This window comes from Actinoallomurus rhizosphaericola (assembly GCF_024055675.1).
Taxonomy (GTDB): domain Bacteria; phylum Actinomycetota; class Actinomycetes; order Streptosporangiales; family Streptosporangiaceae; genus Actinoallomurus; species Actinoallomurus soli.
The window spans coordinates 55994-68328 of the sequence record NZ_JAMXMW010000035.1 but is presented as its reverse complement, the minus strand read 5'-3'; the positions used below and the strand labels follow the sequence as shown (position 1 = coordinate 68328).

At 70.4% G+C, this 12335-nt stretch carries 10 protein-coding genes; 2 read left to right on the top strand and 8 right to left on the bottom strand.

Features of this window, described 5'->3' with window-relative positions:
• The 7 genes from NE234_RS43165 to NE234_RS43135 all read right to left on the bottom strand — a co-directional run.
• Positions 1–637, bottom strand: a 637-nt coding sequence (locus tag NE234_RS43165; RefSeq protein WP_252786974.1) for a hypothetical protein, incomplete at its 3' end; no start/stop codon positions are given.
• A gap of 69 nt (positions 638–706) precedes the next feature.
• Positions 707–1336 (bottom strand): hypothetical protein, encoded by a 630-nt coding sequence (locus tag NE234_RS43160; protein WP_252786973.1) that lies wholly within the window; start codon positions 1334–1336, stop codon positions 707–709.
• A gap of 37 nt (positions 1337–1373) precedes the next feature.
• Positions 1374–4109, bottom strand: a complete 2736-nt coding sequence (locus NE234_RS43155; protein ID WP_252786972.1) for a right-handed parallel beta-helix repeat-containing protein — start codon at positions 4107–4109, stop codon at positions 1374–1376.
• 1 nt (position 4110) lies between these two features.
• Positions 4111–5469: an EsaB/YukD family protein gene (locus NE234_RS43150; protein ID WP_252786971.1), complete on the bottom strand. Its 1359-nt coding sequence runs from the start codon at positions 5467–5469 to the stop codon at positions 4111–4113.
• 50 nt (positions 5470–5519) lie between these two features.
• Entirely contained in the window at positions 5520–5834 is a 315-nt protein-coding gene (locus NE234_RS43145; protein WP_252786970.1) for a WXG100 family type VII secretion target, read from the bottom strand.
• Between the two features lie 33 nt (positions 5835–5867).
• Complete coding sequence (locus tag NE234_RS43140) at positions 5868–6236, bottom strand: WXG100 family type VII secretion target (RefSeq protein WP_252786969.1); 369 nt, start codon at positions 6234–6236, stop codon at positions 5868–5870.
• 310 nt (positions 6237–6546) lie between these two features.
• The gene (locus NE234_RS43135; protein WP_252786968.1) at positions 6547–9426 is read right to left on the bottom strand and encodes an ATP-binding protein; all 2880 of its coding nucleotides are present in this window, start codon (positions 9424–9426) and stop codon (positions 6547–6549) included.
• Between the two features lie 410 nt (positions 9427–9836).
• Here NE234_RS43135 and NE234_RS43130 point away from each other — a divergent pair, with 410 nt between their 5' ends.
• Both NE234_RS43130 and NE234_RS43125 read left to right on the top strand, forming a co-directional pair.
• On the top strand, positions 9837–10661 hold the full coding sequence (locus tag NE234_RS43130; RefSeq protein WP_252786967.1) for a CPBP family intramembrane glutamic endopeptidase: 825 nt from the start codon (positions 9837–9839) through the stop codon (positions 10659–10661).
• A 271-nt stretch (positions 10662–10932) separates the two neighbouring features.
• Complete coding sequence (locus tag NE234_RS43125) at positions 10933–11391, top strand: ATP-binding protein (RefSeq protein ID WP_252786966.1); 459 nt, start codon at positions 10933–10935, stop codon at positions 11389–11391.
• Positions 11392–11530: 139 nt separating this feature from the next.
• Here the strand turns inward: NE234_RS43125 and NE234_RS43120 are convergent, their stop codons facing one another.
• Positions 11531–12307 (bottom strand): SDR family NAD(P)-dependent oxidoreductase, encoded by a 777-nt coding sequence (locus NE234_RS43120; RefSeq protein ID WP_252786965.1) that lies wholly within the window; start codon positions 12305–12307, stop codon positions 11531–11533.
• Positions 12308–12335 lie beyond the last annotated feature (28 nt).

Below are 12335 nucleotides of genomic sequence, written 5' to 3'. Positions count from 1 at the left end.
TCTGCACACTGCCGTAGACCTGATGCCCATCGACCGTGCGAACCTCACCATTCGCCAGGAACTGATGCGTATTAGGGTCGGTTATCCCATGCTCGACCTTACCGTCCGCACCAATGGCCGTCTTACCATCATCAGAAACCCAGCCACCATCATCCGTGTCGGAACCGTAGACCGTCTGACCATCGACCGTACGCCCCGAATGAAAATACCCCTGACCATCGGTGAACCCATGCTCGACCCTGCCATCCGGCCTGACGAGCAACTTCCCGTCCTCCGAATAGAACGTACCGTTCTGCACACTGCCGTAGACCTGATGGCCATCGACCGTGCGAACCTCACCATTCGCCAGGAACTGGTGCGTATTAGGGTCGGTTATCCCATGCTCGACCTTACCGTCCGCACCAATGGCGGTCTTACCGTCATCAGAAACCCAGCCACCATCGTCCGTGTCGAAGCCGTAAACCGTCTGACCATCGACCGTACGCCCCGAATGAAAATACCCCTGACCATCGGTGAACCCATGCTCGACCTTGCCATCCGGCCTGACGAGCAACTTCCCGTCCTCCGAATAGAACGTACCGTTCTGAACGGTACCCGGAACCTGCTGGCCATCGATGGTACGGACTTCATCGCTCATACGCTCACCATGTCACTCAGAAACTACTTCTTCACGGGGAGTCGCGCCCGCTCAGCGCGCGTCGACGCCTCAGCCGATGACCTTCTTGGACGGCGGCGCGGGGAAGAGCGAATGCTTGTCGGCGGCGGCGTAGACCTGGCCCGAGTGGTTCACGAGGGCGATGTACTCACCGAGGACCTCGAGTGAGGCACCAATGCCCTGCAGTGTCTTCTGCTGCGCTGGATTCATTTTTTCAGCGAATTCCTGCGCCGGCTTCGCAAAGACCGTGGGTCCCGTATTGTTGTCGCGATGGGTCCACGTACCGGTCCCGCCGTTCCCCGAAGTGTAAAAGTCCGACGCGACTGTCACGGTAGAGTTCTGCCCGAAAACGGTCCCCTCGGAATTCAGAACGTGCTTGCGCAGGTTTTCGTACTGGGTGACCAGAGTCTTGGCCTTTTCCAGCAGCGTATTGACCGAGCTGCCGAGCGTGTCGAAGTCGACCGAGAAATCCCCCGCGTCGCTCTGAGTCTTGGTGGCCTCACCCGTACCGCCCTCATCGATGGGCGTCGGGTCGGTGTTGAAGGACGGGCGCTTGTCCCAGGCCACCTTGAGCTCAGGGGAATCGGTGTTCCCCAGGTCCGGCGGAGAGTCGTTGTCGTGGCTGTGGTCGTCCGGGTTGAACGGGTTTGTGTCGTATCTCGACTTGATCGGTTGTTCCACGGGTCCTCCTTCTCGTGCGGCCTCTCGGAGTCGGGCCTTATACCGCCTGTGCCGGCGGCAGGTCCTCCGGGAGAAGGGTCGTCAGGTCGCGGGCGTCTCCGGCCGTCAGGTCGTCGGCGATCCGCATCGCGTGGCGCTCGGTCATCAACTGGAAGACCTGCCGGGCGGTCCGGCCGTTGCCGAACTGCTCGCCCCGGGGCAGGTCCTCGAAGAACCGGTGCAGCGCATCGACGGTCTCCTCGGGGCACTCGTACCGGTGCCGGTCGGCGTGGTAGCGCACGATCCGCACCAGCTCGGCGGAGTCATAGTCGGCGAACGTCAGGGTGCGGCTGAACCGCGAGCCCAGCCCGGCGTTGGAGGCCAGGAACCGCTGCATCTCCTCCGGGTAGCCGGCGACGATCACCACGACGTCGTCGCGGTGATCCTCCATCAGCTTCACCAGCGTGGAGATCGCCTCCTGGCCGAAGTCGTTGCTCTGCCCGTGCGGGACCAGCGAGTACGCCTCGTCGATGAACAGCACCCCGCCCAGCGCGCGGCGGAACACCGCCTGCGTCTTGGGCGCGGTGTGCCCGACGTACTCCCCCACCAGGTCACCGCGGTCGGCCTCCACCAGGTGACCGCGTTCCAGCAGGCCCAGCGCGTGCAGGAACCCGCCGTACAGGCGCGCGACCGTGGTCTTGCCCGTGCCCGGGTTGCCGGCGAAGACGAGGTGACGTGACAGCGGCGGTGGCGGCAGCCCCGCCTCCTCGCGGACCTTCACCATCTGCATCAGCTTGGTCAGGCCGACGATGTCGCGCTTGACCCCGTCCAGGCCCACCAGCCGGTCCAGCTCGGCGCGCAGCTCCGCGAGCCGCTCCTCGGGCGCCTTGTCCGTCTCGTCCTCGGCGGCGGCCGCGGAGCCGCTGCCCTTGGCCGGCCCGCCGGCGGCCGTCGCCGCACGCGCGGACGGCGCCGCGCCATCGCGCTGCGGCAGGACGGCGTCACGGACCCCGGCCGACCCGCAGTCCTCGATGACGGGCTCGGCGCCGTCGCACACGACCAGGTCGTGGTCGCCACCGGACACGTGGCAGCGGCGCAGCACCGGGGCCGCCTCCGCCTCCACGTAGATCGCCGGATATCCGGCCTCGGAGATCCGGCAGTCCTCGAACAGGCCCGCCGCCCCCTCGGCCAGGAACACGCCGTTGCGAGCGGGCCGCTCGACGGTCAGACCCCGGACGCGCGGCCGGGCGCCGGCGCCGGCGTACAGGCCGGTGCCCTCGACGCCGGTCATCGTGCAGTCCTCGATCCGTACGACACTGCCGGTGTCCAGGAACACGCCCGTCGACCCGGTGCGCTCAATGCGGACGCCCTCGATGACGGCTCCGCCGCCGGGGCCCACCTGAATCCCGACCTCGGTGACGTCTCCGATCTCGCAGTCGGCCACGAACGGCCGGTGGGTCGTCCGCAGGTCGAGCGCGGTGTGCGCGCGCGACACCCGGCAGCCGCGCAGCGCCGCGTCGCCGCCCTCCACGAACACGCCCGTCATCCCGACGTCCTGGATACGCGTGTCCTCCAGGGTCGCCTCGGACCGCTCGCACACCCGGACGCCGTACTCGGGAGTGTCGCGGATCCGGCATTCGGTCAGCGCGGTGCGCGCCCCGCCGGCGAGGTGGACGGCCGTGTACGCGGTGTCGTGGATCTCGTGATCGGACAGCGCGAGGTCCGCCTCGCCGGCCGCGTACAGGCCGTTGGCCGCCGTACGGGCGATCTCGCCGCGCCGTACGCGGACGGTGGCCCCGCCGGTCACCGCGAGCCCGCTGTCGGCGACGTCGACGACGCGAACGGCGTCGAGTTCCAGCGCGCCGGTCCCGCTGACGAGGATCCCCGCCCGCCGCGTGTCGTGAATGTGGCAGTCGTCGAGGACCGCCGCCGCCTCGTCCTCGGCGAGCACGCCGGCGCCCGCCGTGCGGAAGATCTCACACCGGCCGAGCAGGATCGCGTGCGACCGTGAGGAGTCGGGTTCCTCGGCCGACGCGGCGTCGCGCGGGCGCCCCCGGCCGTCGTCGGCCGGCGCGCGCCGCCCGGCGGTGCCGCTCAGGCGCAGACCCTGGGCGCCCGTGTCGTACAGGCGGCAGTCGCGCAGCACCAGCGCGGACCGCCCCTCGGCGTGGACGGCGGCGGCGCCGGTGCGGCGCATCTCACAGCGGGTGAACCGGCCGCGGGCGGCCCCGGTCAGGTGGGCGCCGCGGTGGCCGGTGTCCTCGATGAGGGTGCCGGTGCACTCGACGCGGGCCTCGTCGTCGGCCGTGACGCCGTCGCCGCCGGCGGACCGCACGGTGCAGCTCTCCAGCACCGTACGGCTCGTCCCGGTCAGCCGGACCGCGGTCCCGTCGGCGCCGTGGAGGTCACAGTCCCCGAGTGTGACCACGGCGTCGCCGGTGACCTCGACCCGGCCACCGGTGATCTCGCACCCGTGCAGCGCCGGGGTCCCGCCGCGGATGAGGACCGCGGCGTCGGACGGCGCGGCGGCCCCGAGGGTCAGGTCGCGGAGCACGACCTGGCCGCCGTGCACGGTGACGGCGGGGCCGTGGGGCGCGGTGATCCGGACGGTGCCCGGCCCCTTCTCCGCGACGACGGTGACATTCCGGTCCAGCACGAGGCTCTCGCGGTACTCGCCCGGGTGGACCGAGACGACGGCGCCCTCGGCGGCGGCGCGCACGGCGGCGCCGATCGTGCTGTGCGCCCCCCACCCGGGTGCCACCCGCTCCCGGGCGGCCCTCTTCGTCAGCGCCACGTCACATCCTCCCGCCGGCCTTCATGAGCGCGTCGAAGACGCCGAACACGCCGGCGGCCAGCGGCACACTCAGCGCGCCCAGGAAATTGGCGAACGGTCCCGGCCAGCTCCAGCGATCGGCGAAGTCGGCGCTCTGCAGCGAGCTGCGGAAGCACAGCACCAGCCCCCACCACACCACCAGGACACCGGCGGTGAGCGTCACCAGCGGAGCCGACCAGCCGGGGACGTGCGCGCCGGTCAGGTGACCGTGCGGCCCGAAGACGTGGCCGGGCGCCCGCAGCACGAGTGCCGTCAGCCCGGTCACGGCACCGGCCAGGACGGCGGCCACGACCGCGCGCAGCCGTGACGTGCTCGCGCGGCACAGCAGTGCCAGGCTCAGGGACAGGACGAGGCCGAGCGCGAACCAGTCATCGGCTCCGCTCAGCACGACGAGGCAGACGGCCACCACCAGGCAGCACAGCGCGTTCAGGAAGATCAGGAGCCGCTGGATCCGCCGTACGGTGGCCTCGACGTCCTCCATCTGCGCGGGGCCGGGCGGCACCGCCGCCACCTGCGCCGAGATCCTCGGCAGCGCACCGATCAGGAAGAACGTCACCACCGCGACCACCGCCGCCGCCTCGGTCCGGTCGGCGCGCAGGGCCGCGAGCGCGATCGCCGGCACCACCACCAGCCCGCAGACCAGCTGCAGCACCATCGTGCTGATCGCCGGGACGGCCAGATAGGCCGCGAACGCCCCGATGGACGCGGTGACCACGACCGCGACCAGCGACGCCGCGCCCGACAACGGCAACACCAGGGCCGCGAGCGCCAGGAACGGACAGGCGGCCATGGCCAGGGCCAGCCGCAGCCCCAGGGGCAGTGGCCACGCCTTGAGCCCGGCCACCCAGGCGAGCGCCGCCGACGCCACGCCGGCCGCGAACAGCACCGGCCCGAGCACGGGCACGTCGTACGAGCCGATGCCGAGCGCGCCGGCCCCGGCCAGCGCGACCACGAGCCCGAGAGCGAGCGTCGTGTACGCCCGTGTCCGGGTGTTCCACTCGACGCCGTCATCGTCGAGTTCGGCGACCTGCTCGGCGATGTCGGCGGCGACCGGGCCGTCGAGCTCGCCCTGGAGCACGTCCCGCAGGTACAGCGTCTCACCGTCGAGCACGCCCACGGCGCCGAGCGACTGGCCCGGCTCGAACGGAGCGCCGCCGGCCGGGGCGAGCGACCAGGCCGCGGGCATCGCGTCCGAATCCGCCTGCCCGCACATGTCGGCCAGCATCGGGACGTACTCCGCGATCGGCGCGTGCGCCGGCACCGCCAGGTCCACGCTCCGGCGCTCGCCCACGACGGTGATCCGGCACCGCTCATCGGCCACCGGAGAGTCCTCGCTTCCTGAAGTTCATCACCTGGGATTCGCGGCCGTGGTCAGTGCTTCCACGTCTGGATGTTCGCCCACTCGGCTTCGGTGTAGTTGCCCCAGTTGACGTTCATCGCGTGGGCGATCTGGCCGAGCACGCCCTCCGGCCCGAACAGGCCTTCGGCGGCGATGTTCCATTCCTGCTGCAGGCCCTGGTAGTAGTCCGCCGCCTGGCTGTTGTTCCACGTGTCCTGCAGCGGCGCGAGCTTGCCCTTCAGGGTCTCCAGCTCGCCCGCGATCTCGGCGGCGCGACCGTTGATCACGCCGCCGGCGGCACCCAGGCCCTCGCCGACGTAGATCGGGGTGCCATCGATGTCAGGCATGTCCAGCTCCTAACTGGTTCGGCTGCCGGGAGTTCAGTCCAGGTTGGCCAGGACCGTGTGACCGCCGGGCATCGCCGCCTCGATGTTGCCCAGGTTGGTGATGTTCTGCTGCTCGGAGTCCTTGTAGTTGACGTAGTTGCCCTGCAGCCCGCTGGAGATGCCCGTCAGGGCGTCGTGCAGCATGTTCGCGAGGACGTCGTACTCGGCCATCAGCGCCACGAAGCGGTTGTGCGCGATGCCCTTCCAGACCGCCTCGAGGCTGTTGACATAGGTCTTGAGCTGCGCCAGCTCCGTTCTGATCTGTTCCGCCGTGTTGCTCGTGTCCGACGCCGCGGTGGCCAGGTACTCGGGAGTGACGTGATACGTCACCCCGCCCACGGTCACCGATGGTTCATTCGCCATGGCGGGTCACCTTTCACGGGAGTTCTGCCAGAGGCCCGACGGGGCAGGCGGGCCGGCTCGTCAGGAACCGGTCGCGGAACCGGCCTCGGCCGACCGCCTGCTCATGCGGTTCGCGCACCGCCCGGCGGTCCTCGGTAGCAGGACCGAGCCGCCTGTGCGCGGACACGCGCCGAACGATGGGGCGGGCATGCACCGAGTGTGGCCCCACCACCGTCGCCGGAGGTATCGGCAACGTTGCCTAAATCGCCCGTATCGGCAATGCCTACCCGGACCCAGTGCGGACCGCCGCGCCCCGCGCGGCCACGGTCGCTCAGGAGCGTCTGGGGTCGCCTGGGACCTTCGGCTCGGTTTCGTGGACGACTTCGTCATCGCGATCGTCCGGCTCGCGGGGATCGCCGGTTCCGCCTGGGGTGTCACCGGCGTCCGCATCCGGGCGGCAGTCCTCCGGCAAATCCAGCCGTAGGTCGCGTAGTTGCAGGCGGGAGCTGATCCCGAGCTTCTTGAAGATGTTGCGCAGGTGGGCGTGGACGGTGCGGGGGCTCAGGAAGAGCTGCGCGGCCGCCTCCTTCGAGGTCGCCCCGCCGGCGACGAGGCGGGCGATCTGAAGCTCCTGCGGGGTGAGCAGGTCGCGCGGCAGAGCGGCCGGGCGGGGCGGGCGCTCACCGCAGGCGGACAGTTCGCGGGCGGCGCGTTCGGCGAAACCGGCGGCGCCCATCCCGGCCAGCCTCTCGTAGGCGATGCGCAACTGGACCCGGGCCTCACCGCGCCTCGCCGCGCGGCGCAGCCACTCTCCGTAGACCAGGTGGGCCCGGGCGAGGTAGGCCGTGGCGCGGGTCCGGGACAGCCGGTCGATCGCCTTCTGGTAGAGGTCCTCGGCGGAGGGGCCGTCGGTGAGCAGGGCACGGGCGTACATCTGCAGGCCGATGGCCAGGTCGGTGCCGCTCCTCTCCGTCCGTTCGATGAGCCTTTCGACGACCGGCTCGGCGAGGCGCTGCCGGTCACTGCGCGCGGCGGCCTCCGCGAGTTCGTGCGGAACGAACGCCAGGAAGCCCAGCTCGTCGTACTGACAGACCTCGGCAGCCGCCGCATAAGCATCGTCATATCGGCCGAGGCCGTTGTAGAGGACCGCCTTCGCACCGTCGACCACGGACAGGCCGTGACCCTCGCCGCTCTTTCGCGCCACGTCGATGATCCGCTCGCTCAACGCCGCAATTCCCTCCTGATCGCCGCGCCAGGCCCGGAGCGCCAGGTCGGCGAACGGCGGACCGCTGGGGTGCGTGCCGGGATCGAGTGTGGCGGCCTCGGCGATCAACGCCTCGGCGTCCTGGAACTCACCGGCGAGGACGTGCGCGTAGGCGAGGTAGTGCAGAGCGCCCGGCAGTGCGATGAGCGCACCGGTGCGGCGGACGAGAAGGACCTGGCGTTCGGACATCGTGCGCCAGTCGTCGTGCTGCCACAGGTCCATCGCCACCGCGCCGGCCAGCGCGATCCAGTTGTGGTAACGACCCACCTGCTCGCTCTCGGTCAGGAAGGCGCCGACCGCCTCCCGCAATGACGGAACGGCCGCCGTATATCCATCGATCTCCCGTGCGATCAGCGCCTTCAGCAGGAGATCCTGCGGTGTCGAAGGCTCGCCCGGCGTCTCCTCCAGCGTCTTCACCAGCTGACGTGCGGTGTCGGCCAACAGTTCAGGGGGACCGAGGCGACCGGCGCGCATCGCCGTGACGAACGCTTCGAGATAGCCATGGTGGGCCTTCGGCCGGTCGTACGCCTCCAGCCTCCGCGCCGCGTCGAGCAGCGGAGCCGGATCCATGACTCCGGGCCCGCTGACGATCGATATCTGTGCGGCCAGCAGGTCGACGAGCGCCTGCCGCCGGTCATCGCGTGGACCCGCCTTGGCGGTGGCCAGCAGGCCGGCCGCGGTTTCATTGTCCCCGGACCAGTGTTTGAGGCGAGCCGCCTCCAAGGCACGGTCGGCGCGGCGGGCCGGGTCCGGGGTCAGGGCCGTGCAACGCTTAAGGAACTCGGCGGCAGCGGCGATGCCCCCACGGGCGGACGCTCGGTCGGCGGCCTGTTCCAGGTCGGCCGCGATGCCCTCATCGGGCAGGAGCACCGACTGGCCGCGGTGCCACGCCCGGCGGTCCGGGTCCACGAGCGGGTCGGTGACGTCGGCCAGTACGCGGTGCGCGGTGCGGCGATCCTCCGCTGATGCCGCCCGGTAGATCGCCGACCGGACCAGCGGATGCCGGAACCGCACCCGCACCCCGATGTCCAGGAGGCCGGCGGCCTCCGCCGCGTCGGCCGCCTCGCTTCCGATGCCCATCTCCTCGGCCGCCCACCACAGCAGGACCGGATCGCCGAGCGGCTCGGCCGCCGCGAGCAGGAGCAGCCACCGGGTGTCCTCCGGCAGAGAGGCCAGGCGCTCGCGGTACCCGGCCTCGATACGCGCCGGCATCGGGAGCGCGCTGGGCAGACCGAAGCCACCGGCCAGTTCCACGGCGCCGAGGTTCCGCGGCAGCTCGAGCAGGGCCAGGGGGTTGCCGCGCGCCTCGGCGAGGATCTGGTCGCGGATCCGCTCGTCCAGCGGCGCACGCAGCCGCGAGGTCAGCAGCGCCAGCGCGTCCTTCTGGCCGAGCCCGGTCAGGGTGAGCTCGGGGAGCCCGCCGAGCAGGTCGGGCATCTTGTGGCCCCGGACCGCGAACAGGACCGCGATCGGGTCGTGCTCGATGCGGCGCGCGACGAACGACAGGGCCTGCGCCGAGGCCTGGTCGAGCCACTGCACGTCGTCGACCACGCAGACGATCGGCTGCTCCTGGGCGGCGGCCGACAGCAGACCGAGCACGCCCAAGCCGAGCCGGAAGGGATCCGGCGTGGTGCCGTCCCGCAGCGCGAAGGCCACTTCCACGGCGGTCCGCTGCGGGGCGGGCAGTGTCTCAAGGAAGGGAGGAAGCAGCGGCTGGCAGAGCTCATGCAGCGCGGTGAACGCGAGCTCGGTCTCGAACTCCCGTCCGGCGGTGCGGAGGCGCCGCAGCCCCTCCGTCCGATTCAGCGCCTGCTCGATCAACTCCGTCTTGCCGATGCCCGCCTCGCCGCGGATGACAATGGCGCCGCCCTGCCCGGACGCCGTGGCGCGCAGTGTCCGCTCGACCACCGCGAGCTCCGCCGTTCGAGGATATTTCAACAGTTGCATGTCGCCCCTTCGCAAGATCTCGCGGCCGGAGACCGCACACACGATAACGCTACGAATCCGGCCGCCTCTGATACGTCACCTCTTAGTGGGCACTCGGGGTAGCTCACACGGGGGACAACCGCTGGGACCGCGGTAAAGCATTGCGGGTGCGTGGTGGGGGGTCATCGGGTGGTCTCGGTGATGGTGCCGTTGAGGATCTGGCGGCGCGCCCGATGCGTCACCGCCATGGACGGGCGGAGTCCGAAGACCGGGATCGCGTGGCGTCGGCAGGCGCCGCTTGTCCCCTGTGCGAGCTACACGCCAGTGTCCACCGCGCGGTGACGATTCCTGGCTCGCGAGCTCCTAGATTCTCCCTGTCGCCACGGCGCTCTGGCCGCAGAACCCCGAAGAAGAATCGCGAAGGATTAGTCATGCGTTTGTTGAAGCAGCTCCTGCCCGTCATGGTGGTCTCTTTCGTCGGGGGCCAGCTCACGGCTGCGGTGCAGCACAATGCGCCTCTGCGCCTGATCCTCGGTCTCGCGTCGGCCGTGCTCGCGGTGGGGGTGTACGCCTGGATGGTGCGGTGGTCCGAGCGCCGCGCACCGGTGGAGGTGGCCCTCAAGGGCGCCATCGCCCGCGTCGGCCTGGGGATGCTCATCGGTGTCGCGTGGTTCAGCGCCGTCATCGGGAACATCGCCTTCAACCATGACTACCGGGTCGACGGCTTCGGGTCGGTGGCCGGCCCCATCGGCTTGTTCGGCTTCATGGCCGCCGCCGCGGTGACCGAAGAGCTGATGTTCCGCGGCGTGTTGTTCCGGATCATCGAGGGACGCACCGGCACCTGGGTGGCGATGGTGGTGACCAGTGTGCTGTTCGGCGCGTGGCACCTGCTCAACCCGGACGCCAGCCTGTGGGGCGCGATCGCCATCGCCGTCGAGGCCGGTGGCACGCTGGCCGCCGCCTACGCCGCCACGCGCAACCTGTGGGTGCCGATCGGCCTGCACTTCGGCTGGAACTACGCAGAGGCCGCCATCTTCAGCACCGAGGTCTCCGGCAACGGGCAGAACGACGGGCTGCTGCACAGTGTGACGTCAGGTCCGGCGATGATCACCGGCGGCAAGTTCGGGCCGGAGGCGAGCGGGGCCGCGATCGCGTTCGGCGTGGCGCTGACGATCGTGTTCATGTGGCTGGCCCACCGGCGCGGCAACGTGGTTCCCCGCCGACGCAGCGCAAGGGCCGCCGCCCTCGCTCAGTGATCGACTACCAGCGGGTCCCGGGCCTGTGGCGGGGTGTGACGTCACGGTCCGGGATCTCCCCTTCGCGTCTTCCTCACCATCGGGCACGCGTCGTCAGTGAAAGAAGCGATGAGCAATGGCCGTTACCTCGTCAGCGACTCCAGGATCAGACCCGGAATTCGGGTCGCCGTCGAACGGTGCCCGCGAAACCCGTGCTCGTCGATCCGGTGCGGACTCACCCCCTTCCTCCCAGGCCGTACCGCGAAGCGAGTGGCTTCCGCTCAGCGACCGGGTGACGCGTCGGCGATGCGGTGTGCTGTGCTGGCGCCGCACGTTCACCGGGACCCCGGAGCAGGTCAGCGCCGCCCGCCGGTTCACGCGCTTCCTCCTCGCAGATTCCTCCGCGGCCGACGATGCGGCCTGGGTGGTCGGGGAACTGGCCACGAACGCGATCAAGTACTCCCGCTCGGGCGCCGAGGGCGGAGTGTTCACCGTCGAGGTGCTGCAGTGGCGTCACCGCGTCCAGATCCAGCTCATCGACGCCGGAGGAGACGGCGAACCGATCTTGCCCACCATCGACCCGGCTACCGCCGTCCCTGAACGCCGGGAGCCACCCGAAGGCCGGCTCGGCCTGTACGGGGTCGGAGCGCTGGCGTGCCTGCTCGGCGCCCACCAGCACCCAGACGGCACTCGCGTCGTGTGGGCCCGGCTGGAGACCGGCCCCGCCTCCGTCACCGGAGCCGGCCGGTGAGCGCGGCTCCCCCGGCCGGCCGACGACCATCAAGGACGCGGGGCATCCTGCTGACCACTGGCCATCGAACCCAGCACCCCATTCGCTTCACTGCGTGCGAAGTAGGGGAGTCCGTCGCGCAAGGTTTCGGCAGGGCGTGTCACTTGGCGTAACGGGTCGCGAGCTGGGGGGACTGGCCGCCGAAGGCGGCGAGGTCGGCGGTGAAGACGTCCTGAAGGAGCTGATAGTCCTCCACGCCGGGGGCGCTGACGGTTTCGCCGAGTTCCAGGCCGCGCAGTGCGCCGGTGACCACGTCGTCGGCGCTCATGCGTGGGACGGCGCTCATGTCCAAACCCTGGGAGGAGTGGAACTCGGTCGCCACCACACCGGGACAGACCACGCTGACCTTCACCCCAGAGTCCTCGACCTCGGCAGCCAGAGTCTGGGTCATGGCCACGAGGAAGGCCAGAGTGCCGGCGTAGACGGCCCGGCGAGGCATGACGGTCTTGTCGGCGGGACCGGAGAAGGCGATCATCCCCGCGACGTTGAGGATGGTGCCGGTGCCGCGCTGCTGCATGGGGCCCACCGCGGCGCGCATGAGCTGGGTGGGGGCGAGGACCTTGACGGTGACCAGTTCGCGGGCCTTGTCGGCCGGAAGGTCGGCCAGCGGCATGTAGTGAGAGACGCCGGCGTTGTTGACCAGGATGTCCAGCGGCTCGTCCGCGCAGATCTTCGCAATGGTGTCGATGCCGTCCTGGGTGGACAGGTCGGCGGTGACGGTACGGACGTTCACCTCGGGGTGGGAGGCGGCGAACTCCCGCAGGCGCTCCTCGCGACGGCCGACGATGATCAGGTCGTGGCCGTCGCCGGCGAAGCGTTCGGCGAATGCCTTGCCGATGCCGGAGGTCGCGCCGGTGACGAGAGCGAGCTTGCTCATGAAGATGTTCCTTCTGGGTCTGGCCTAG